Raw genomic sequence first — 23,770 nt, forward strand, 5'->3', positions numbered from 1 at the left:
TAGGTTGGCTGACACACCGCTATCGGGGGCAAGCCCCCTCCCACATTTTGATATACGTCAGTCTTCGAGCTGGCGGCGTTCGTTTTCGATGGCTTCGGCCAGCGCCCTGGCTTCGTCTTCTTCATCGCTCAAGGGCGGCTGTTCGAGGGCGGCGACGGCGGCCAGGAGTTTTTCCCGCGCATCGGCAACGCCGAGGATGTCTTCCTCGACTGGCGGCTCAACCTCAACGTTCACCTGGGTTTCAGGCTCAGCCGCGCCGTCACGCAGCAAGTCGTCAAAGTCGGTCTTGATGCCCTGCTCCATATCGTCCAGTTCCAGCAGCAAGGTGTGGAAACTGGTTTCGTCTTTGGGCTCCTCCGGTTCGGCGCTGGCGTCGGCCAGTTCCTGCAAGCTGGCCGGGACTGGGGCGTCGTCGAAATCCAATACAGGCTCGGCTTCCATCTCCCGCAGTTCGGCCAGTGGTGGCAGGTCGTCGAGGTTCTTCAGATTGAAATGGTCGAGGAACACCTTGGTGGTGGCGAACATTGCCGGTTTGCCGGGCACATCACGGTAGCCGACGATGCGGATCCACTCGCGTTCCAGCAACGTTTTGACGATATGGCTGTTGACCGCCACGCCACGCACGTCTTCGATCTCGCCCCGGGTGATCGGCTGGCGATAGGCGATCAACGCCATGGTCTCCAGCATCGCCCGTGAATAACGCTGGGGGCGTTCTTCCCACAAGCGCCCCACCCACGGGGAAAATTTCTCGCGGATCTGCAGGCGATAACCGGACGCCACTTCACGCAATTCAAAGGCACGCCCCTCGCAGGACTTGCGCAGGATCTCAAGCGCCTTCTTGAACACTGGCGGTTCGGGGCGTTCGGCCTCTTCGAAGAGTTCGAACAGGCGCTCCAGGGATTGCGGCTTGCCCGAGGCCAGGAGAAAGGCTTCCAGCAAGGGCGCCAGTTCGCGGGGTTCAGTCAGATTCATCGATTCAGCTCGTTATTCGGCTCGCGCCCGCACGTGGATAGCCGCAAACGGCTCATTCTGGACCAGCTCGACCAACGACTCCTTGACCAGCTCCAGGATCGCCATGAAGGTCACCACCACGCCCAGGCGCCCTTCTTCTGCGGTGAACAGCTCGACAAACGGCACAAAGCCACCGCCCTTGAGGCGCTCCAGCACATCGCTCATGCGCTCGCGGGTGGACAGTGCTTCGCGGCTGACCTGGTGGCTTTCGAACATGTCGCCACGGCGCAGTACCTCGGCCATGGACATCAGCAATTCTTCCAGGCTCACGTCGGGCAGCAGCTTGCGCGCACGGGCCTCCGGGGCATCCAGCTTGGGCACCACCACATCGCGGCCGACGCGGCTCAAACCGTCGATACCTTCGGCGGCCGCCTTGAAGCGCTCGTATTCCTGCAGGCGGCGGATCAATTCTGCGCGCGGGTCATCTTCCTCAGCCTCAACCGCCTCCGAGCGCGGCAGCAGCATGCGCGACTTGATCTCGGCGAGCATGGCGGCCATCACCAGGTATTCGGCGGCCAGTTCCAGACGCACCGACTGCATCAACTCGACATAGCCCATGTATTGCCGGGTGATTTCCGCCACGGGAATATCGAGGATGTTGATGTTCTGTTTGCGGATCAGGTACAGCAGCAAGTCCAGCGGGCCTTCGAAGGCTTCAAGGAACACCTCCAAAGCGTCCGGCGGGATGTACAGGTCCAGGGGCATTTCCATGACGGCCTGGCCGTAGACCATGGCAAATGGCAGTTCCTGCTGGGCACCCGCCTGGGGGTCGACGGTTTCCACGACCGACATTCAGGCCTCGACCATGAACGGGGTCGGGTCGCCGCAGCCCACGCGCACCACTTCCGGCTCGCCATCGGCCAGGTTGATCACGGTGGAGGCTTTGTTGCCGCCGTAGCCGCCGTCGATGATCAGATCGACGTGCTTTTCCAGCAGGCGGCGCATTTCGTAAGGGTCGTACAGCGGCTCGGTCTCGCCGGGCAGGATCAACGACACGCTCATCAACGGCTCGCCCAGTTCAGCCAGCAGCGCCAGGGCAATCGGGTGTTCCGGTACCCGCAGGCCGATGGTGCGCTTCTTCGGGTGCAACAACAGGCGCGGCACTTCGCGGGTGGCGTTGAGAATGAAGGTGTACGGCCCTGGCGTGTGCGCCTTGAGCAAGCGGAAGGTGCCCGTGTCGACCTTGGCGAACAGCCCGAGCTGGGACAAGTCGCTGCAGATCAGCGCGAAGTTGTGCTTGTCATCCAGCTGGCGCAGGCGTCTTACCCGCTCGACCGGGCCCTTGTCGCCGATCTGGCAACCGATGGCGTAGGACGAATCAGTTGGATAGATCACCACGCCGCCGGCGCGAATGATCTCCACGGCCTGTTTGATCAGGCGCGCCTGGGGGTTTTCCGGATGAATCTGGAAGAATTGACTCACGTGTTCTACCTGCTCAGACGGTGGCAATAATGGGGTCATGCTTGAATCGCCCCCACAACAGCGGCAGGTCTTCCGGGACCTGGCGATACTCGCCGATCTCGGACCAGCCGCCTGGGCCATGAAAATCACTGCCGGCACTGACCAGCAGACCAAATTCGCGGGCAAGGATCGCCAGGCTGCCGACCTGCTCGGCGGGCTGATGCCCGTTGACCACTTCGATCGCGTGGCCGCCCGCTCCAATATAGTCGCTGATCAGCTTGCGGCGCTTGCTGCGGGTGAAATCGTAGTGCCAGGGATGCGCCAGGCTGACCCAGGCCCCGGAGGCCCGCAAAGTCTCGACGGTATCCTCCAGGGTCGGCCAGTGCTGCTTCACATCGCCCAACTTGCCCGCGCCCAACCATTTGCGGAAGGCTTCGGCGCGGTCCTTGACGAAACCCTCTTGCACCATCCAGTCGGCGAAGTGCGGACGGGCCGGTGCATTGCCGCTGTCGCCCAATGCCTGCTGGATGGCCCGCGCGCCGTCGAGGGCGCCGGGCATGCCTTTGAGGCCGAGTTTGCGACTTATTTCTTCGGACCGCAGCCAGCGGCCATCGTGCAATTGGGCGATGGCGGCCACTAATGCCGGGGCGTTCTGCTCGAAACCGTAGCCGAGCACATGAATGGTGGCGCCGCCCCAGGTGCAGGACAATTCCACGCCGTTGACCAGTTGCATACCCAATGCATGGGCCGCCGTACGTGCCTCATCGAGGCCTTCGAGGGTGTCGTGGTCGGTCAGGGACAGGACTCGCACGCCTTTTTCAAACGCACGCGCAACCAGTACCGCAGGCGCCAGGGCGCCGTCGGAGGCCGTGCTGTGGCAGTGCAAATCAACATTCACGGGAGTGTGTAACCTCAAGTCAGCTGGCGCTATCGCAACCAAGGATGTTTGTTATTATGCCGCCACATCCAGCTTCTGGCTCTTACTGTGAAACAATTCATCGACTTCATCCCGCTGTTGCTGTTTTTCATCGTTACCAAACTCGACCCCAGGGTCATCGATATCGCCGGTCACGAACTGTCGTTCGGAGGCATCTACAGCGCCACCGCCGTACTGATCGTCAGCTCGATCGTGGTCTACGGCGCCATCTTCATCTCCCAGCGCAAACTGGAAAAAAGCCAATGGCTCACCCTCGTCGCCTGCCTGGTGTTTGGCGGCCTGACCCTGGCCTTCCACAGCGAAACCTTCCTCAAGTGGAAAGCTCCGGTGGTCAACTGGCTGTTCGCCCTGGTCTTCATCGGCAGTCACTTCATTGGTGATCGCCTGCTGATCAAGCGGATCATGGGCCATGCGCTGACCTTGCCGGAACCCATCTGGCTGCGCTTGAACGTGGCCTGGATCGTGTTTTTCATCTTCTGCGGTGCGGCCAATCTGTTCGTGGCCTTTACCTTTCAGGAATACTGGGTCGACTTCAAGGTGTTCGGCAGCCTGGCCATGACCCTGCTGTTCCTGGTTGGCCAAGGTATCTACCTGTCGCGTCACCTGCATGACACTGCCGCTACCACGCCGAAAACCGAGGACTGACATGCTCTACGCCATCATTGCCACCGATGTTGCCAACTCTTTGGAAAAACGCCTGAGCGTGCGCCCGGCCCACGTCGAGCGCCTCAAGCAGCTGCAAGCCGAAGGCCGCATCGTACTGGCCGGCCCGCACCCGGCCGTCGACAGCAACGAGCCGGGCGAAGCGGGTTTCACCGGCAGCTTGATCGTTGCCGAGTTTGCCTCCCTGGCCGATGCCCAGGCCTGGGCCAAGGCTGATCCGTATGTGGCGGCGGGCGTCTACGCTGATGTCGTGATCAAGCCGTTCAAGCAAGTCCTGCCTTGAGCCCGGTGGCGCCGAACCAAAACGGTTCGGCGTGATCCCAATGGCTCATTATTCCCGGTAACCTGCCGACAACGTTCTGAATATTCGTGTGGAATCAGGAGTTCCGATGCGCTTACGTCAGTTGTGTCTGTTGGCAGTGTTAACGATCGGGGCGACGGCCCACGCTGAAGAGACCTCAAGTAGTGGCAACTCCACGCCGCTGTCCTTGAGTGCCGGCAGCCAGGTCACCGAATTGCAGCAACGCTTGAAAGAAAGCGAACGGCTACGCGAAGAACTGAACACGCAACTGAGTCGTTTGCGCCAGGAGAACCAACGCCTGGTCCAGCAGCTCAAAGAGACACAGGGCGGCGCCTTGACCCGATGGCTGACCGAGCAGCAGCAATGGTTTGTCACCGGCGCGGCCGTCGCACTGATCGCCTTGCTGTGCGGCATCTTCGCCAGCGGTGGGCACCGTCGTCGTCGACAATGGCTAAATTGAGTGAGTCATGAGCGAGCTGTTACTGATAGATGATGACCAGGAGCTCTGTGAGCTGCTGACCAGTTGGCTGAGCCAGGAAGGTTTCCAGGTGCGCGCCTGCCATGACGGCGCCAGCGCCCGCAAGGCCTTGGCCGACGCCGCTCCGGCGGCGGTGGTGCTCGACGTGATGCTGCCCGACGGCAGCGGCCTGGAGTTGCTCAAGCAGTTGCGCAACGACCACCCGGAGTTGCCGGTGTTGATGCTCTCGGCCCGCGGTGAACCACTGGACCGTATCCTCGGCCTGGAGCTGGGCGCCGACGATTACCTGGCCAAGCCCTGCGACCCGCGCGAACTCACCGCGCGCTTGCGTGCCGTACTGCGCCGCAGCCATCCGGCCGCGGTGTCGAGCCAGCTCGAGCTGGGCGACCTGTGCTTCAGCCCGGTGCGCGGCGTGGTCAGCATCGACGAAAAGGAATTCACCCTCACTGTTTCCGAAAGCCGCCTGCTCGAAGCCTTGCTGGGCCAGCCCGGCGAACCGCTGGATAAACAGGAACTGGCGCAAATCGCCCTGGGCCGCAAGTTGACCTTGTACGATCGCAGCCTGGATATGCACGTGAGCAACCTGCGCAAGAAGATCGGCCCACACCCGGACGGCCGCCCGCGGATCGTGGCGCTGCGCAGCCGCGGGTACTATTACAGCCTCTAACCTGTAGGAGCGAGCTTGCTCGCGGAGAACCTGAGAACACCACGTTCATCCAGGCAACCCGCTTTATCGTTGACGTCTTTCGCGAGCAAGCTAGCTCCTACAGGGTTTTGTCAGTTCCAGGCAAAAACCTCTTTACCCAAGCTTTACGCTCCCCTGACCGCCGCTGACCTTGCTCTGGGTAACCTACTCACATCCGGACTCACCGGAATAGAGACAGGAGAATCACCATGCGCAAGACCCTTATCGCTTTGATGTTCGCCGCTGCACTGCCTACCGTCGCCATGGCCGCCATGCCCGAAGGTCCAGGCCCGATGGGCGGCCCTGAAGGCCACATGATGGGTGGCCCAGGCCACGGTGAACACGGTCCGCGTGGTAAAGGTGGCCCATTCAGCCAACTGGACTTGAGCAAGGAACAACGCGAGCAGATCCGCAAGCTGATGGGTGACCAATGGCACGCTCGCAAAGACCTCACCCAGAAGTACCTGGCCAAGCTGCCCGCCGCTGACCAGAAAGCCATGCAGGACGAGATCACCGCCGGCAAGCAGAAAACCCAGGCCGATATTCGCGCGGTGCTCAAACCCGACCAGCAGAAGAAGTTCGACGATATCGTCAAGCAGCAAGAGCAGCGTCGCGCCGAATGGAAGGAATTCCAGGCCTGGAAAGCGCAACAGCCGCAAAAAGCGCAATAATACCCCAGCGTTAATGCTCCCAGCCCAGTGGCCCCCCGCCGCTGGGCTTTTCCTGTTTGAGGGTTTCCTGTGCGGTCATTATTCTGGCGCATCCTGGCGAGTTTCTGGTTGGCCATCGCCCTGGTTGCCGGGTTGTCGATCCTGCTTGGGCATATGCTGAACCAGGACGCCTGGATCCTCAGCCGACACCCCGGCCTCAATAACCTGGCGCAAGAGTGGACGCAGCTCTACGAAGCCCAGGGCGAAGAGGCTGCCCAGGATTTGCTGCAGCAGCGTAAGCGCCAGTATCACATTGACGTGCAGGTGTTGAATGAAAGCGGCGAACCGGTGGTGCGCGGCACCTTCCCGCGCCGCGCTGCGGCCTTCGAAGCCAGGCAGAACGACAGCCAGGACGGCCACCTGCCCTGGCGGCGCCTGACCGCCGAATACACCAGTGAAAAAACCGGCGATACCTACCTGCTGATCTACCGCATTCCCCATCCGGAACTCGACGCCTGGCACCGCAGCAGCCTGTTGTGGCCGTTCAGCGCCCTGGCCATTGCCTTGGTGGTGCTGACGCTGTTCAGCCTGCTGGTGACATTGTCCATCACCCGTCCGCTTAGCCGACTGCGAGGCGCGGTGCATGATCTGGGCCAAGCCACCTACCAGCAGAACAGCCTGGCGCAATTGGCCAACCGCCGCGATGAATTCGGCGTGTTGGCCACCGACTTCAATCGCATGGGCGCGCGCTTGCAAAGCCTGATCGCCAGCCAGCGCCAACTGTTGCGCGACGTTTCCCACGAACTGCGCTCGCCCCTGGCCCGCCTGCGTATCGCCCTGGCCCTGGCCGAGCGCGCCAGCCCCGAAGAACGGGAAAAACTGTGGCCGCGCCTGACTCGCGAATGCGACCGCCTGGAAGCCCTGATCAGTGAGATTCTGGTACTGGCCCGGGTGGACGCCGACAACGCCAGCGCCGAAGAGGTGGACCTCAACCCGCTGCTCAAGACACTGCAAAAGGACGCCCAACTCAGCGCCCCGGAGCAAGAGGTGCAACTGACGACTGAACCCGACCTGCGCCTCAAGGGCTGGCCGACCATGATCGAGCGCGCGGTGGATAACCTGCTGCGCAATGCCCAGCGCTTCAACCCAGCCGGCCAAGCCATCGAGCTGAACGCGCAGCGGCGCGGCGAGCGCATCCTGATCAGCGTGCGCGATCACGGCCCCGGCGTTGAAGCCGAGCACCTGAGCCAACTGGGCGAACCGTTCTACCGCGCACCCGGCCAGACCGCGCAAGGCCACGGCCTGGGCCTGGCGATTGCACGTCGCGCCGCCGAACGCCATGGCGGTCAGCTGATCCTGGCCAATCATGCCGATGGCGGTTTTATCGCCAGTATCGAACTGCCTCTGGTGCCAGGGGTTGCCACACCGGCCTGATGATCTTCTATAGTGGCCCTTCTCTTACGGAGGGCCTTAGATGACTGACCTGCTGACCCCCATCCAAGCCGCACTCGATCTTGCGCAAACACCCCTGACCTTGAGCGAGTCCGGCGCCCTGCCCTCGGTATTCGCCGTGACTGACCTGGCCGCCGCCAGCATCGGCGCAGCCGGCCAGGCCATCGCCGTGCTTATCCGGCAGCAAACTGCACGCTTGCCCAGCCCCAGTGTGGACCGCCGCCTCGCCTCGTTCTGGTTTTCCTCCACGATTCGCCCACTGGGCTGGCAGGTACCCGCGCTGTGGGACCCGATCGCCGGCGACTACGCCAGCGCCGACGGCTGGGTCCGCTTGCACACCAACGCCCCCCATCACCGTGCGGCGGCCGAACGGGTGCTGGGCAGGGCCACTGACCGCGCACAAATGGCGCGTTACGTCGGCCAGTGGACCGCCGCCGAACTGGAACAGGCGGTGGTCGATGCGGGCGGTTGTGCGGCACAAATGCGCACCTTGCAGGCCTGGCAGAACCACCCCCAAGGCTTGGCGGTAAATGCTGAACCACTGGTGCAGCGTCACACCTTCGAAACCTTCGGCGACAAACCCTGGCTCGGCAGCGCCGCCCGCCCGCTGGCCGGTATAAAGGTGCTGGACCTGACCCGCGTCTTGGCCGGCCCCGTCGCCAGTCGTTTCCTCGCGGGCTTGGGCGCGGATGTAGTGCGCATCGACTCGCCTACCTGGAACGAACCCGGCGTCGTGCCGGAAATGACCCTGGGCAAGCGCTGCGCGCGCCTCGATTTGAAAAGCCGCGAAGGTCGGCAGGTATTCGAAACCTTGCTCATGGACGCCGATATGCTTGTGCACGGTTACCGTGCCGATGCGTTAGAGCAATTGGGCTACCCGGCCGAAAAACTGCAACGCATCGCCCCGGGGCTTATCGATGTCAGCCTCAATGCCTATGGCTGGAGCGGCCCGTGGCGCAATCGGCGCGGCTTTGACAGCCTGGTGCAGATGAGCAGCGGGATTGCCGACGCCGGCATGGCCTGCCAGCAAGCGGACAAACCGGTGCCGCTGCCGGTGCAGGCGTTGGATCACGCCACCGGTTATCTGATGGCGGCCAGTGCGATCCGCGCCTTGGCCGAGCGCCTGGCATCCGGCCGGGGTGGGTCGGCGCGCTTGTCATTGGCGCGCACGGCGAAATTGTTGGTGGACGCAGGCCACGTGCCGCAGCAACCGCTGCTGCGGGCCGAAGATACCCGTGATCAAGGCCTGGTGGTGGAGCAGACGGCCTGGGGCCAGGCGCATCGCTTGTTGGCGCCGGTGAGCATCAATGGCACGCCTCTGCAGTGGGACTTGCCGGCCGGAGAGCTGGGGTCGCACCGGCCACAGTGGTGACTTGAAGAATGCCATCGGGGGCAAGCCCCCTCCCACATTTGAACGGTGAACGCTTTAAAAGTGTGGGAGGGGGCTTGCCCCCGATGAGGCCCGTACAGCCACCCTCAATCCCGACGCCCCAGCGACGCCCACAAATGCTGCGCCGCATACGCCCTGAGCGGCCGCCACGCCTCGGCTCGCGCCAACAATTGCCGCGCCGACACCGGCCCGCCTTCCAGCGCCGCCAGCGCATTGATCAACCCGATGTCCCCGGACGCAAACGCATCCGCCTCGCGCAATTGACGCATGGCGATGTAGTGCGCGGTCCAGTCGCCAATCCCCGGCAGCGCGACCAACCGCGCAACGCTCTCCTTCAAGCCGGCCTTGGGCGCAAACAGCTGCGGATCATCCAGCAGGGCCTGGGCCACTCCCGACAACGTGCGCCCTCGTGCCCTCGGCATGCCTAGGGTGGCAAGGTCCGCCGCCGCCAGTACTTCAGCCGTCGGGAACACGTGGGTAATAGCGGCATGGGGTGTTTGCAGCGGCTGGCCGTATTGCGCCACCAATTTGCCTGCCAGGCGAATCGCCGCCACCACCGTGATCTGCTGGCCCAGCACGGCGCGCATCGCCAGCTCCAGACCGTCCCACGTTCCCGGCAGGCGCAGCCCAGGGCGAGCAGCCACCAGTTGCGCCATCAGCGGGTCACGGGCCAACGTTGCGTTGATCCGTTCAGGTTGGGCATCCAGGTCAAACATTCTGCGCAGCCGCCACTCGATTTCCGGCAGGACTGCAGGGTCGGGAAAGTCGACCTCCACGTCCAACCAATCACCCGCCCCCGGCGCAACGCTGATCCAACCCTGCTGCCCAGCCAGACGGATGCTGCGCCGGTATACCCCGGCCTCGACGCTCTCCAGCCCGCTGATCGCCCGCGCCGACAGAAACTCCAACATGGCCGCCCAATCGTAGGGCGGCTGATAGGCCAGCCTCACAACGACAACATCCCGCTATACAGCCCGTATGCCGCCAGCCCAGCCCCTGCCACCACGCACCCGAAAATGCCTTTTTCCACAGCAGTGAACAAGGGCTGGCCCTGCTCGCGCTTGGCCTGGGCAAACAGGATCACACCGGGCGCATACAACAGCGCCGACAGCAGCAGGTATTTCAGGCCGCCCGCGTACAGCAGCCACACGGCGTAAGCCAATGCGATCAGGCCTATGAACAAGTCCTTCATGCGCCGGCGCCCGGCGCCTTCATAGGTTTCCCCGCGCCCGCTCAACAGCACCGCATAGGCTGCCGACCACAGGTAGGGCACCAGAATCATCGAGGACGCCAGGTAGATCAGGGTGGTGTAGGTGCTGGCGGAAAACAGCGTGATCACCAGGAAGGCCTGGATCATCAGGTTGGTCAGCCACAGGGCATTAACCGGCACCTGGTTGGCGTTTTCCTTTTTCAGGAACGCCGGCATGGTCTTGTCCTGGGCGGTCGCGTACAGGATTTCCGCGCACAGCAATGCCCACGACAACAGCGCCCCCAGCAGCGAAACCGCCAGGCCGATGCTGATCAATATCGCCCCCCACGGCCCGACGATATGCTCCAGCACGCCCGCCAACGATGGGTTTTGCAACTGCGCCAGTTCCGGCTGGCTCATGATCCCCAGGGACAGCACGTTCACCAGCACCAGCAGCGCCAGCACGCCGAGAAAACCGATCACGGTAGCCCGGCCCACATCCGCGCGCTTCTCGGCCCGCGCCGAGTAAACGCTGGCGCCTTCGATACCGATAAATACAAACACAGTGACCAGCATCATGTGGCGCACCTGCTCCGTCACACTGCCCATTTGCGGGTTGCCCAGGCCCCAGATATCACGGCTGAAGATGTCCGCCTTGAACGCCACGGCGGCAATCACGATAAACATCAGCAGCGGTACGATCTTCGCCACGGTGGTGACCTGGTTGATGAAGGCCGCCTCCTTGATCCCACGCATCACCAGAAAATGCACAGCCCACAGCAACAGCGACGCACAGCCGATGGCCAGCGGCGTATTGCCCTGGCCGAACACTGGGAAAAAGTAGCCGAGGGTGCTGAACAGCAGCACAAAGTAACCGACGTTGCCCATCCACGCACTGATCCAGTAACCCCAGGCGGACGAAAAACCCATGTAGTCGCCGAACCCGGCCTTCGCGTAGGCATACACACCGGAATCCAATTCAGGCTTACGGTTGGCCAGGGTCTGGAACACAAAGGCCAGGGTCAGCATCCCCACCGCCGTGATACCCCAGCCGATCAGCACAGCGCCGGCTCCCGCGCGTGCCGCCATGTTCTGTGGCAAAGAAAAGATTCCGCCGCCGATCATCGAACCCACCACCAAGGCGATCAGGGCACTAAGCCGAAGTTTCTGTGCTGGGTGGGACATCAAAATTCCTCAGAGTAAATTTTTTAGCTGACACCTGTGCACTCAACTAATTCATTTTAATCAATGTAGTGCTTCATAACATAAGGGCATGTAAACACAGGAAGTTTAGGCTTATTTAGAATTTAAATAAGTGCCACATGGAGCCATCGTCAAATCTCTATTTAAAAGTTTGCACATTTGCGAATACGAACTAGCTTCATACATCCATGCCCAACCAAATCATTAATCAGAAAGGCGCAGGCGCTCTGCAAAGCGCCTCCTCGAGATTTTCATCGCCTGCGAAATATCCACCCTAAGTCGTTAATTCACAATGGAATGTGCCAATGAAGTGATCTGAGTCAGCTGTTTGATTAGCGCACAGAATTATTCTGTGGTCTCTCTCTCCTGCATTGGAGTCATGCGATGTCTGATTCTCCCGGAAAACTTAGGCTTGGCGCGCTGGTTGCGCTGGTCGTGGGTTCGATGATTGGCGGCGGGATCTTCTCACTGCCGCAAAACATGGCCGCCAGTGCCGACGTGGGCGCGGTGTTGATTGGCTGGCTGATTACCGCCATCGGCATGTTGACCCTGGCCTTCGTGTTCCAGACCCTGGCCAACCGCAAGCCGGACCTGGACGGCGGTGTCTACGCCTACGCCAAGGCCGGTTTCGGCGACTACATGGGTTTCTCCTCCGCCTGGGGTTACTGGATCAGCGCCTGGCTGGGCAACGTCGGTTACTTCGTGCTGCTGTTCAGCACCCTCGGTTACTTTTTCCCGATCTTTGGCGAAGGCAATACCCCCGCGGCGGTGATTGGCGCCTCGGTGTTGCTGTGGGCGGTGCACTTTCTGGTACTGCGCGGGATCAAGGAAGCCGCGTTCATCAACCTGGTGACCACCGTCGCCAAGGTGGTGCCGCTGGTGCTGTTCGTGTTGATTGCGCTGTTCGCGTTCAAGCTGGACATCTTCACCGCTGACATCTGGGGCGTGAAAAACCCCGAACTGGGCAGCGTGATGAACCAGGTGCGCAACATGATGCTGGTCACCGTGTGGGTGTTCATCGGCATCGAAGGCGCGAGCATCTTCTCGTCCCGTGCCGAAAAACGCTCCGACGTGGGCAAGGCCACGGTGATCGGCTTTATCACCGTGCTGCTGTTCCTGATGCTGGTGAACGTGCTGTCCCTGGGGATCATGACCCAGCCGGAACTGGCCAAGCTGCAGAACCCGTCGATGGCCGCCGTGCTGGAGCATGTGGTGGGCCACTGGGGCGCGGTGCTGATCAGCGTCGGCTTGATCATCTCGCTGCTGGGTGCGTTGCTGTCGTGGGTGCTGCTGTGTGCGGAGATCATGTTCGCCGCCGCCAAGGACCACACCATGCCCGAGTTCCTGCGCAAGGAGAACGCCAACCACGTACCGGTCAACGCCCTCTGGCTGACCAACGCGATGGTGCAACTGTTCCTGGTGATCACGCTGTTTTCCGCCAGCACCTACCTGTCGCTCATCTACCTCGCCACCTCGATGATCCTGGTGCCTTACCTGTGGTCGGCGGCTTATGCGCTGCTGCTGGCGGTGCGCGGCGAGACGTACGAAAACGCCCTCAAGGAGCGCCGCAAAGACCTGTTCATCGGCGCCATTGCGCTGATCTACGCGATCTGGCTGCTCTACGCCGGGGGCACCAAATACCTGCTGCTCTCCGCCCTGCTCTACGCCCCCGGCGCGATCCTGTTCGCCAAGGCCAAGCGTGAACTGGGCAAACCGATATTCACCAACGTCGAGAAGCTGATTTTCGCCGCAGTGATCATTGGCGCCCTGGTGGCTGCCTATGGCCTGTATGACGGCTTCCTGACTCTGTAACTCTATGTTCACTGGAGGATCTGAAATGACCACGGAAAAAGTGAAGTACGGCGTTCATTCCGAAGCCGGCAAACTGCGCAAAGTCATGGTGTGCTCCCCAGGCCTGGCCCACCAGCGGCTGACTCCCAACAACTGCGACGAGCTACTGTTCGATGACGTGCTCTGGGTCGCGCAGGCCAAGCGCGACCATTTCGACTTCGTCACCAAAATGCGCGAGCGGGACATTGATGTGCTGGAAATGCACAACCTGCTGACCGACATCGTCGCCATCCCCGAAGCGCTGGACTGGATTCTGCAACGCAAGATCACTGCCAACACCGTCGGTCTGGGCCTGGTCGATGAAGTCGGTTCGTGGCTGCGCAGCCTGGAGCCGCGCAAGATCACCGAATTCCTGATCGGTGGCGTATCGGCCGAAGACTTGCCGAGCAGCTTCGGCGGCAAGACCATCGAAATGTTCCGCGACTTTCTCGGCCATGCCAGTTTCATTCTGCCGCCGCTGCCCAACACCCAGTTCACCCGCGACACCACCTGCTGGATCTACGGCGGCGTGACGCTCAACCCGATGTACTGGCCGGCGCGCCGCCAGGAAACCCTGCTGACCAGCGCCATCTATAAATTCCACCCCGAGTTCACCAACGCGGATTTCCAGATCTGGTACGGCGACCCCGACCAGGACCATGGCGCCGCCACGCTGGAAGGCGGCGATGTAATGCCGATTGGCAACGGCGTGGTGTTGATCGGCATGGGCGAGCGTTCGTCGCACCAGGCCATCGGCCAACTGGCGCGCAACCTGTTCAAGAACAAAGCCGTGGAACGCGTGATCGTTGCCGGCCTGCCCAAATCCCGCGCGGCAATGCACCTGGACACGGTGTTCAGCTTCTGCGACCGCGACCTGGTCACCGTCTTCCCCGAAGTGGTCAACCAGATCGTGCCTTTCACCCTGCGTCCTGATGAAAGCAAGCCCCACGGCATCGACATCCAGCGGGAGAAAACCAACTTCCTCGAAACCGTCGCCGCGGCGCTCAACCTCAAGGCCCTGCGCGTGGTCGAGACCGGCGGCAACAGCTTCGCCGCCGAACGCGAGCAATGGGACGACGGCAACAACGTGGTGGCCGTGGAGCCAGGCGTGGTGATCGGCTACGACCGCAACACCTACACCAACACCCTGCTGCGCAAGGCTGGCGTGGAAGTCATCACCATCAGCGCCGGTGAACTCGGCCGAGGCCGTGGCGGCGGCCACTGCATGACCTGCCCGATCATCCGCGACCCAATCGACTATTAAGGAGAATTCCCATGGCTTTCAATATGCACAACCGCAGCCTGCTGTCGCTGATGCACCACACCACCCGCGAGCTGCACTACCTGCTGGACCTGTCCCGCGACCTCAAGCGCGCCAAATACACCGGCACCGAGCGTGCGCACCTCAAAGGCAAGAACATCGCGCTGATCTTCGAAAAGACCTCGACCCGCACCCGCTGCGCGTTCGAAGTGGCAGCCCACGACCAGGGCGCGCACGTCACCTACATCGACCCGGTGTCGTCGCAGATCGGCCACAAGGAAAGCATGAAAGACACCGCCCGCGTGCTTGGCCGCATGTTCGACGCCATCGAGTACCGTGGCTTTGAGCAGGAGATCGTCGAAGAGCTGGCCAAGTTCGCCGGCGTGCCGGTGTTCAACGGCCTCACCGCCGAATTCCACCCGACGCAAATGATCGCCGACACCCTGACCATGCGCGAGCACAGCGACAAGCCGCTGCATGACATCAGCTACGCCTACCTGGGCGACGCACGCTACAACATGGGCAACTCGCTGCTGATGATCGGCGCCAAGCTCGGCATGGACGTGCGTATCGGCGCACCGAAAGCCCTGTGGCCCCACGAGGATTTCATCAAGCAGTGCCAGGCATTCGCGCAAGAAAGCGGCGCGCGCATCACCATCACCGAAGACCCTGCCGAGGCGGTCAAGGGTGTGGACTTCATCCACACCGATATCTGGGTGTCCATGGGCGAACCGGTGGAAGCCTGGGATGAGCGCATCGAGCAACTGCTGCCCTACCAGGTCAACACCAAGATGATGAAAGCCTCGGGCAACCCACGCGTGAAGTTCATGCACTGCCTGCCCGCGTTCCACAACAGCGAAACCAAGGTCGGCAAAGACATCGCCGCGCGGTACCCGCACCTGGCCAATGGCGTGGAAGTCACCGAAGAAGTCTTCGAATCGCCATCCAACATCGCCTTTGAGCAGGCGGAAAACCGCATGCATACCATCAAGGCGATTCTGGTGTCGGCGCTGGCGGATATCTAAAGGCTACAGGGTCAAAATGTGGGAGGGGCTTGCCCCCTCCCACATTTGCCCGTGTTCACAACGATGGATTTCAGAAGGACACACCTATGCGTATCGTCGTAGCCCTGGGCGGCAACGCCCTCCTGCGCCGTGGTGAACCCATGACGGCCGACAACCAGCGCGCCAACATCCGCATCGCCACCGAACAGATCGCCAAGGTCCATGCCGGCAACGAGCTGGTGATCGCCCACGGTAACGGCCCGCAGGTCGGCCTGCTGTCGTTGCAGGCCGCCGCCTACACCAGCGTGTCGCCTTACCCGCTGGACGTACTCGGTGCCGAAACCGAAGGCATGATCGGCTACATCATCGAACAGGAACTGGGCAACCTGCTGGACTTCGAAGTGCCCTTCGCCACCCTGCTCACCCAGGTCGAAGTGGACGCCAAGGACCCGGCGTTCCAGAACCCCACCAAACCTATCGGCCCGGTGTACACCCAGGCCGAAGCAGAAAAACTCGCTGCGGAAAAAGGCTGGGCCATCGCCCCCGATGGCGACAAATATCGCCGCGTCGTCGCCAGCCCACGGCCCAAACGCATTTTTGAAATACGCCCGATCAAATGGCTGCTGGAGAAAAAGGCCATCGTGATCTGCGCCGGCGGCGGCGGCATTCCGACGATGTATGGCGAAGACGGCAAGCTGCGCGGGATTGAAGCGGTGATCGACAAGGACCTCTGCTCATCGCTGCTGGCCGCCCAACTGGACGCCGACCTGCTGGTGATCGCCACCGACGTCAATGCGGCATTCATCGATTTCGGCAAGCCCACTCAGAAGGCCATCGGCCAGGCCCACCCCGACGAAATGGAACGACTCGGCTTCGCCGCCGGCTCCATGGGCCCCAAGGTGCAGGCCGCCTGCGAGTTCGCCCGCCAGACTGGCAAAACCGCGGTGATCGGTTCACTCTCAGACATCGAAGCCATCGTCCAGGGCAGCGCCGGCACGCGCATCAGCACTGCAACACCTGGCATCACCTATTTGTGAAGTAGAGGAGAAACGCCTATGGCCATCTTTGAACCCGGTCACTTGCATATCGAGCGGCACGCACTGAACAAAGACGATGTCAGCTACGACCTGTGCCTGGACTATGAAGTCGTCACGGATAAAAGCGAAGGCAAAGGCATGCAGTTCACCCTGCATGGCAGCATCCAGGGCAAGGACATGAAGGAAACGTTCTTCCTGCCCAAGGACCAGGCTTACAACTTCGCCAGCAACGTGACCAAGATTGCCGAAAAGTACGGCATTCCCAAGACCCACAGCAGCCTCGGCTCGCAGCACAAGCATTACGACCTGATGTTCGAAGATGTGCGGCATCAGCTGGATATGAAATCCGGAGACCCGGTCAAGCCCGAACACCTGGGGTGATAAGGTTGCACTGACACAACACTGTTCAAAATGTGGGAGGGGGCTTGCCCCCGATAGCGCTAGATCAGCCAACAAATCTTTAGCTGACACACCGCCATTGGGGGCAAGCCCCCTCCCACATTTTGATCTGCATCTGCTCCAAGGCATACTTGCCGCCTCTGCTCCTCAGAATTCTCAGCCACACATGCGTATCCACGTCAGCTTCATCGACCGCGTCGGCATCACCCAGGAAGTCCTGGCCCTGCTCGGTGGGCGCAATCTCAACCTGGATGCGGTGGAGATGGTGCCGCCCAACGTCTATATCGACGCGCCGACCTTGAGCGCCGAGGTGCTCGAAGAGCTGCGCGATGCGTTGTTCAGCGTGCAGGGCGTGCAGGCGGTGACCGTGGTCGACATCCTTCCCGGTCAACGCCGCCACCTGCAACTCGACGCCCTGCTGGCGGCCATGACCGACCCGGTGCTGGCCCTGGACAGCGCGGGCAAGATCCTGCTGGCCAACCCGGCGCTGATCGCGTTGTACGGCCGCGAACCCGCCGGGGAAAGCATTGCCGAACTGTTCAACGACCCGGGGTTGCTGGAAACCTTGCTGGAGCATGGCTTCCGCCTGCCGTTGCGCGAAATCAGCGTGAACGGCCAGACCCTGTTGCTGGACGCCACGCCGATTACCGATGCCGGCGCCCTGCTCACCCTCTACCAGCCCAACCGCATCGGCGAACAATTGTCGGCGCTGCACCATGACCATGCCGAAGGGTTCGACGCGCTGCTGGGCGAATCCCCGGTGATCCGCACCTTGAAGGCGCGGGCGCAACGCGTGGCCGCGCTGGATGCACCGCTGTTGATCCAGGGCGAGACGGGCACCGGCAAAGAGCTGGTGGCGCGTGCCTGTCATGCGATCAGCGCCCGCCACAGTGCGCCGTTTCTGGCCTTGAACTGTGCCGCGCTGCCGGAAAATCTCGCCGAAAGCGAGTTGTTCGGCTACGCGCCCGGTGCCTTTACCGGCGCCCAGCGCGGCGGCAAGCCAGGGCTGATGGAGCTGGCCAACCAAGGCACGGTGTTTCTCGATGAAATCGGCGAGATGTCACCCTACCTGCAGGCCAAGTTGCTGCGTTTTTTGAATGACGGCAGCTTTCGCCGGGTGGGCGGCGACCGCGAAGTGAAGGTCAATGTGCGCATCCTCAGCGCCACCCACCGCGACCTGGAAAAGATGGTCAGCGAAGGCACTTTCCGCGAAGACCTGTTCTACCGCCTCAACGTACTCAACGTCGAAGTGCCGCCATTGCGCGAGCGCGGCCAGGACATCCTGCTGCTGGCCCGCTACTTCATGCAGCAGGCGTGCGCACAGATCCAGCGCCCGGTGTGCCGCCTGGCGCCGGGGACCTACCCGGCACTGCTGGGCAACCGCTGGCCGGGCAACGTGCGTCAACTGCAGAATGTGATCTTCCGCGCCGCCGCCATCTGCGAAAGCAGCCTGGTGGACATCGGCGACCTGGATATCGCCGGCACTTCCGTCGCTCGCCAGAGCGACGGCGAAGTCGACAGCCTGGAACAGGCAGTGGAAGACTTCGAGCGCAGCCTGCTGGAAACGCTCTATACCCGCTACCCCTCGACGCGCCAACTGGCCAGTCGCTTGCAGACCTCCCACACGGCCATTGCCCATCGCCTGCGCAAGTACGGCATACCCAACAAACCCTGATTCCAGTTGAAATACACACCAATGTGGGAGGGGGCTTGCCCCCGATAGCGGTGTATCAGTAGCAGGTGAGCTGACTGACAAACTGCTATCGGGGGCAAGCCCCCTCCCACATTTGGAATGCATTCCAGGTTTTGGTCTGAGAACGACATCCGCTGTACTGAAAGCGCTACAGTGGAACGATATCGCTACAACCCTGTTTTTTGCGCGCCATGCAAGGCTTTGATCCACATAGGCTTTTTTTCGCAGGCTCCGCTGTAGCGAAATCGCTACAGCTTCAGCGCATAAGCTCAGAACCCATTTCATTAACTACTTGTTTTGTAACGACTTAATGACATTGGCCGCAATATTGCTAAGCAACTCCCATCATTCCAATCCCGTCCACCAGGCGAATCTGGCCCTGAGGAGTTTCCATGAGCGAGTTGCGTTTCACTGAAGATCACGAATGGCTGCGCGCCGAAGCCGATGGCAGCGTCACCGTGGGTATCACCGCTTTCGCGCAGAATGCGCTGGGTGACGTGGTTTTCGTGCAACTGCCCGAGTTGCAGGCCTACGACAAAGGCGCTGAAGCCTCCACCGTGGAATCGGTAAAAGCCGCCAGTGGCGTGTACATGCCCCTGGACGGTGAAGTCCTCGAAGTGAACGACAAACTCGACGCCAGCCCGGAGCTGGTCAACGAAGACCCGATGGGCGAAGGCTGGTTCTTCCGCTTCAAACCGGCTGATGCCGGGGCAGTCGCTAAACTGCTGGATCAGGATGCGTACGACCGCCTGATCAAAGCCAACGCCGAAGCCTGAGGAGCGTGTCATGACCGTTAATCTGACCACCGCCAACGAATTCATCGCCCGCCACATCGGCCCGCGTGAGGAAGATGAGCAGCAGATGCTCGCCAGCCTGGGCTTTGATTCCCTCGAAGCCTTGAGCGCCAGCGTCATCCCGGAAAGCATCAAGGGCACCAGCGTGCTCGGCCTGGAAGACGGCCTGAGCGAAGCCGAGGCCCTGGCCAGGATCAAGGCCATCGCCAGCCAGAACCAACTGTTCAAGACCTATATCGGCCAGGGTTACTACAACTGCCATACGCCGTCGCCAATCTTGCGCAACCTCTTGGAAAACCCGGCCTGGTACACCGCCTACACCCCGTACCAGCCGGAGATTTCCCAGGGCCGCCTGGAAGCGCTGTTGAACTTCCAGACCCTGATCAGCGACCTCACCGGCCTGCCGATCGCCAACGCCTCCCTGCTCGACGAAGCCACCGCCGCCGCCGAAGCCATGACCTTCTGCAAGCGCCTGAGCAAGAACAAAGGCAGCCATGCATTCTTCGCCTCGGTGCACAGCCACCCGCAAACCCTCGACGTACTGCGCACCCGTGCCGAGCCACTGGGCATCGACGTGGTGGTGGGCGATGAGCGCGAACTGACCGACGTCAGCGCATTCTTCGGCGCCCTGCTGCAATACCCGGCCAGCAACGGCGATGTGTTCGATTATCGCGAGCTGACCGAACGCTTTCACGCAGCCAACGCGCTGGTCGCCGTCGCCGCCGACCTGCTGGCCCTGACGCTGCTGACCCCGCCGGGCGAGTTCGGCGCCGACGTGGCCATCGGCAGCGCGCAACGCTTCGGCGTGCCACTGGGCTTTGGCGGCCCGCACGCGGCGTACTTCTCCACCAAGGATGCGTTCAAGCGCGACATGCCAGGCCGTCTGGTCGGTGTCTCCGTAGACCGCTTCGGCAAGCCTGCCCTGCGCCTGGCCATGCAGACCCGCGAGCAACATATCCGTCGCGAGAAGGCCACCAGCAACATCTGCACCGCCCAAGTGCTGCTGGCCAACATCGCCAGCATGTACGCCGTGTACCACGGCCCCAAAGGCCTGACCCAGATCGCCCAGCGCATTCACCAGCTGACGGCGATCCTGGCCAAGGGCCTCACCGCCCTGGGCTTGAAGGTCGAACAGGCACACTTCTTCGACACCCTTACACTCAACACCGGCGCCAACACCGCCACCCTGCACGACAAGGCCCGTGCCCAGCGCATCAACCTGCGCGTGGTGGATGCCGAGCGTGTCGGCCTGTCGGTCGACGAAACCACCACCCAGGCTGATATCCAGGCCTTGTGGGCCATCTTCGCCGACGGCAAGGCGCTGCCAGCCTTCGCCGCGACCGACAGCACCCTGCCGGCCGCCCTGCTGCGCCAGTCGCCGATCCTCAGTCACCCGGTGTTCAACCGCTACCACTCGGAAACCGAGCTGATGCGCTACCTGCGCAAGCTGGCCGACAAGGACCTGGCGCTGGACCGCACCATGATCCCGCTGGGCTCGTGCACCATGAAGCTCAACGCCGCCAGCGAAATGATCCCGGTGACCTGGGCCGAGTTCGGTGCCCTGCACCCCTTCGCCCCGGCCGAACAGAGCGCCGGCTACCTGCAACTGACTTCGGACCTGGAAGCCATGCTCTGCGCGGCCACCGGCTACGACGCGATCTCGCTGCAGCCGAACGCCGGTTCCCAGGGTGAATACGCCGGCCTGCTGGCCATCCGCGCCTATCACCAGAGCCGTGGCGAAGCGCGTCGCGACATCTGCCTGATCCCGTCGTCGGCCCACGGCACCAACCCGGCGACCGCCAACATGGCCGGCATGCGCGTGGTGGTCACCGCCTGCGACGCACGGGGCAACGTCGACATCGACGACCTGCGCGCCAAGGCCGTCGAGCACCGCGAGCACCTGGCCGCGCTGATGATCACCTACCCGTCCACCCATGGTGTGTTCGAGGAAGGCATCCGCGAAATCTGCGCGATCATCCACGACAACGGCGGCCAGGTGTACATCGACGGCGCCAACATGAACGCAATGGTCGGCCTCTGCGCGCCGGGCAAGTTCGGCGGCGATGTATCCCACCTGAACCTGCACAAGACCTTCTGCATCCCCCACGGCGGTGGCGGCCCGGGCGTTGGCCCGATTGGCGTCAAGTCCCACCTCACCCCATTCCTGCCGGGCCATGCGGCCATGGAACGCAAGGAAGGCGCGGTGTGCGCCGCGCCGTTCGGCAGCGCAAGCATCCTGCCGATCACCTGGATGTACATCAGCATGATGGGCGGCGCCGGCCTCAAGCGCGCCTCGCAGCTGGCCATCCTGAATGCCAACTACATTTCCCGTCGCCTGGAAGAGCACTACCCCGTGCTGTACACCGGCAGCAACGGCCTGGTGGCGCACGAGTGCATCCTCGACCTGCGCCCGTTGAAAGACAGCAGCGGCATCAGCGTGGACGACGTGGCCAAGCGCCTGATCGACTTCGGCTTCCATGCGCCGACCATGTCGTTCCCAGTGGCCGGCACCTTGATGATCGAGCCGACCGAAAGTGAATCCAAGGAAGAACTGGACCGCTTCTGCGACGCCATGATCGCCATTCGCGAAGAAATTCGTGCGGTGGAAAACGGCACGCTGGACAAGGACGACAACCCCCTCAAGAACGCCCCGCATACCGCTGCGGAACTGGTGGGCGAATGGAGCCACCTATACAGCCGCGAGCAGGCGGTGTACCCGGTTGCTTCGCTGATCGAAGGCAAGTACTGGCCGCCGGTTGGCCGGGTCGACAACGTGTTTGGCGATCGCAACCTGGTGTGTGCGTGCCCGTCGATCGAAAGCTACGCGTAACCTGACTGGCTGAACGAGGTCAAGATGTGGGAGGGGGCATGCCCCCGATAGCTGAGCATCAGTTGATAAATCTGGTGGCTGACACACCGCCATCGGGGGCAAGCCCCCTCCCACAGTTGACCGCGCCTGACCTCAGGAATAATAAGAAACCGGAGAACAACCATGTCCCTTAGCGTGTTCGACCTGTTCAAAATCGGCATCGGCCCCTCCAGCTCCCACACCGTCGGCCCGATGCGCGCCGCCGCTCGCTTCGTCGAGGGGCTCAAGCGTGACGACTTGCTGAGCGCCACCCACAGCATCAAGGTGGAACTCTACGGCTCGCTGGGCGCCACCGGCAAAGGCCACGGCAGCGACAAAGCCGTGCTGCTGGGCCTGGAAGGCGAACACCCGGACACCGTGAATACCGAAACCGTGGCCGCACGCCTTGCGCAGATGCGCAGTGACGGTCGCCTCAACCTGCTCGGCGAACACAGCATTGCGTTCAACGAGAAAGAACACTTGGCGATGATTCGCAAACCCCTCGCCTACCATCCCAACGGCATGATCTTTCGTGCCTTCGATGCGGCCGGTATCCAGGTGCGCAGCCGCGAGTATTACTCGGTGGGCGGTGGTTTCGTGGTGGATGAAGACGCCGCCGGCGCTGACCGGATTGTCGAGGACGCCACCCCACTGACTTTTCCGTTCAAGCACGCCAAGGACTTGCTCGGCCACTGCGCCACTTACGGGTTGTCCATCAGCCAGGTGATGCTGACCAATGAGCGCGCGTGGCGCCCGGAAGCGGAAACCCGCGCCGGCCTGCTGAAGATCTGGCAGGTGATGCAGGATTGCGTGGACGCCGGCTGTCGCAATGAGGGCATCCTGCCCGGCGGCCTGAAGGTCAAGCGCCGCGCCGCCGCGCTGCATCGGCAACTGTGCAAGAACCCCGAGTCGGCCTTGCGCGATCCGTTGTCGGTGCTCGACTGGGTCAACCTCTATGCACTAGCGGTCAACGAAGAAAACGCCAACGGCGGGCGCGTGGTCACCGCGCCCACCAACGGTGCGGCCGGGATCATTCCCGCCGTGCTGCATTACTACATGCGTTTTATCCCCGGCGCGAACGAAGACGGCGTGGTGCGTTTTCTGCTCACCGCCGCCGCCATCGGCATTCTGTACAAGGAAAACGCGTCGATTTCCGGCGCTGAAGTGGGGTGCCAGGGCGAGGTCGGCGTGGCCTGTTCGATGGCCGCCGGGGCACTTTGCGAAGTGCTGGGGGGCAGCGTGTCACAAGTGGAAAACGCTGCCGAGATCGGCATGGAGCACAACCTCGGCCTGACCTGCGACCCGATTGGCGGGCTGGTGCAGGTGCCCTGCATCGAGCGCAATGCGATGGGCTCGGTCAAGGCGATCAACGCCGTGCGCATGGCCTTGCGCGGCGATGGGCAGCACTTTGTGTCCCTCGACAAAGTGATCCGCACCATGCGCCAGACCGGCGCCGACATGAAGAGCAAATACAAGGAAACCGCCCGTGGCGGTTTGGCGGTCAACATTATCGAGTGCTGACGCCTAACCGCGCGCCAGCACGT

At 62.2% G+C, this 23,770-nt stretch carries 22 protein-coding genes; 16 read left to right on the top strand and 6 right to left on the bottom strand.

The features are described from left to right. Positions 1-57: 57 nt before the first annotated feature. The 4 genes from scpB to C4J94_RS21335 form a co-directional block, all read right to left on the bottom strand. The gene (scpB, locus tag C4J94_RS21320) at positions 58-972 is read right to left on the bottom strand and encodes an SMC-Scp complex subunit ScpB (RefSeq protein ID WP_124387940.1); all 915 of its coding nucleotides are present in this window, start codon (positions 970-972) and stop codon (positions 58-60) included. Positions 973-984: 12 nt separating this feature from the next. Then, positions 985-1,683 (bottom strand): ScpA family protein, encoded by a 699-nt coding sequence (locus tag C4J94_RS21325; RefSeq protein WP_170827597.1) that lies wholly within the window; start codon positions 1,681-1,683, stop codon positions 985-987. Positions 1,684-1,803: 120 nt separating this feature from the next. After that, a complete protein-coding gene (locus tag C4J94_RS21330) occupies positions 1,804-2,433 on the bottom strand; it encodes an L-threonylcarbamoyladenylate synthase (protein ID WP_124387941.1) in 630 nt (209 codons plus the stop codon). Positions 2,434-2,446: 13 nt separating this feature from the next. Continuing rightward, positions 2,447-3,310, bottom strand: a complete 864-nt coding sequence (locus tag C4J94_RS21335; RefSeq protein ID WP_124387942.1) for a PHP domain-containing protein — start codon at positions 3,308-3,310, stop codon at positions 2,447-2,449. Positions 3,311-3,397: 87 nt separating this feature from the next. Between C4J94_RS21335 and C4J94_RS21340 the strand changes: the two genes are divergently transcribed. The 7 genes from C4J94_RS21340 to C4J94_RS21370 all read left to right on the top strand — a co-directional run bounded on the left by C4J94_RS21340 (position 3,398) and on the right by C4J94_RS21370 (position 8,950). After that, the gene (locus C4J94_RS21340) at positions 3,398-3,994 is read left to right on the top strand and encodes a septation protein A (RefSeq protein ID WP_124387943.1); all 597 of its coding nucleotides are present in this window, start codon (positions 3,398-3,400) and stop codon (positions 3,992-3,994) included. A gap of 1 nt (position 3,995) precedes the next feature. Then, on the top strand, positions 3,996-4,295 hold the full coding sequence (locus tag C4J94_RS21345; protein WP_043049070.1) for a YciI family protein: 300 nt from the start codon (positions 3,996-3,998) through the stop codon (positions 4,293-4,295). Between the two features lie 106 nt (positions 4,296-4,401). Next, positions 4,402-4,773: a translation initiation factor 2 gene (locus C4J94_RS21350; RefSeq protein WP_124387944.1), complete on the top strand. Its 372-nt coding sequence runs from the start codon at positions 4,402-4,404 to the stop codon at positions 4,771-4,773. 7 nt (positions 4,774-4,780) lie between these two features. Further along, complete coding sequence (locus tag C4J94_RS21355) at positions 4,781-5,458, top strand: response regulator transcription factor (RefSeq protein ID WP_124387945.1); 678 nt, start codon at positions 4,781-4,783, stop codon at positions 5,456-5,458. Positions 5,459-5,685: 227 nt separating this feature from the next. Next, positions 5,686-6,147, top strand: coding sequence for an LTXXQ domain protein (locus C4J94_RS21360; RefSeq protein ID WP_124387946.1), 462 nt, complete (start codon positions 5,686-5,688; stop codon positions 6,145-6,147). A 69-nt stretch (positions 6,148-6,216) separates the two neighbouring features. After that, positions 6,217-7,560 carry a HAMP domain-containing sensor histidine kinase gene (locus tag C4J94_RS21365; protein WP_124387947.1) on the top strand — a complete coding sequence of 448 codons (1,344 nt, stop codon included), beginning with the start codon at positions 6,217-6,219 and terminating at the stop codon, positions 7,558-7,560. 40 nt (positions 7,561-7,600) lie between these two features. Beyond that, positions 7,601-8,950, top strand: coding sequence for a CoA transferase (locus C4J94_RS21370; RefSeq protein WP_124387948.1), 1,350 nt, complete (start codon positions 7,601-7,603; stop codon positions 8,948-8,950). Between the two features lie 104 nt (positions 8,951-9,054). On the opposite strand, the gene C4J94_RS21375 is transcribed toward C4J94_RS21370, so the two are convergent. Continuing rightward, a complete protein-coding gene (locus C4J94_RS21375; protein ID WP_124387949.1) occupies positions 9,055-9,918 on the bottom strand; it encodes a DNA-3-methyladenine glycosylase in 864 nt (287 codons plus the stop codon). Further along, entirely contained in the window at positions 9,915-11,342 is a 1,428-nt protein-coding gene (gene arcD, locus C4J94_RS21380; protein ID WP_124387950.1) for an arginine-ornithine antiporter, read from the bottom strand. The genes C4J94_RS21375 and arcD (C4J94_RS21380) overlap by 4 nt, the downstream gene beginning before the upstream one ends. Before the next feature lie 402 nt (positions 11,343-11,744). Between arcD (C4J94_RS21380) and arcD (C4J94_RS21385) the strand changes: the two genes are divergently transcribed. From arcD (C4J94_RS21385) to C4J94_RS21425, 9 genes are all read left to right on the top strand, one after another. Next, complete coding sequence (gene arcD, locus C4J94_RS21385; RefSeq protein ID WP_124387951.1) at positions 11,745-13,172, top strand: arginine-ornithine antiporter; 1,428 nt, start codon at positions 11,745-11,747, stop codon at positions 13,170-13,172. Between the two features lie 25 nt (positions 13,173-13,197). Continuing rightward, the gene (gene arcA / locus C4J94_RS21390; RefSeq protein ID WP_124387952.1) at positions 13,198-14,454 is read left to right on the top strand and encodes an arginine deiminase; all 1,257 of its coding nucleotides are present in this window, start codon (positions 13,198-13,200) and stop codon (positions 14,452-14,454) included. Between the two features lie 11 nt (positions 14,455-14,465). Beyond that, positions 14,466-15,476, top strand: a complete 1,011-nt coding sequence (locus tag C4J94_RS21395) for an ornithine carbamoyltransferase (RefSeq protein WP_124387953.1) — start codon at positions 14,466-14,468, stop codon at positions 15,474-15,476. Between the two features lie 86 nt (positions 15,477-15,562). Beyond that, entirely contained in the window at positions 15,563-16,492 is a 930-nt protein-coding gene (gene arcC, locus C4J94_RS21400) for a carbamate kinase (RefSeq protein WP_124387954.1), read from the top strand. Positions 16,493-16,510: 18 nt separating this feature from the next. Beyond that, on the top strand, positions 16,511-16,873 hold the full coding sequence (locus tag C4J94_RS21405; RefSeq protein WP_124387955.1) for a DUF5064 family protein: 363 nt from the start codon (positions 16,511-16,513) through the stop codon (positions 16,871-16,873). 184 nt (positions 16,874-17,057) lie between these two features. After that, positions 17,058-18,566 carry a sigma-54-dependent transcriptional regulator gene (locus C4J94_RS21410; RefSeq protein ID WP_124387956.1) on the top strand — a complete coding sequence of 503 codons (1,509 nt, stop codon included), beginning with the start codon at positions 17,058-17,060 and terminating at the stop codon, positions 18,564-18,566. A 410-nt stretch (positions 18,567-18,976) separates the two neighbouring features. Next, positions 18,977-19,360 carry a glycine cleavage system protein GcvH gene (gcvH, locus tag C4J94_RS21415; RefSeq protein ID WP_124387957.1) on the top strand — a complete coding sequence of 128 codons (384 nt, stop codon included), beginning with the start codon at positions 18,977-18,979 and terminating at the stop codon, positions 19,358-19,360. A gap of 10 nt (positions 19,361-19,370) precedes the next feature. Further along, entirely contained in the window at positions 19,371-22,208 is a 2,838-nt protein-coding gene (gcvP, locus tag C4J94_RS21420; RefSeq protein ID WP_124387958.1) for an aminomethyl-transferring glycine dehydrogenase, read from the top strand. Between the two features lie 162 nt (positions 22,209-22,370). Then, complete coding sequence (locus tag C4J94_RS21425; RefSeq protein ID WP_124387959.1) at positions 22,371-23,747, top strand: L-serine ammonia-lyase; 1,377 nt, start codon at positions 22,371-22,373, stop codon at positions 23,745-23,747. Positions 23,748-23,770 lie beyond the last annotated feature (23 nt).

The sequence above is a fragment of the Pseudomonas sp. R5-89-07 genome (assembly GCF_003851685.1).
GTDB lineage: Bacteria > Pseudomonadota > Gammaproteobacteria > Pseudomonadales > Pseudomonadaceae > Aquipseudomonas.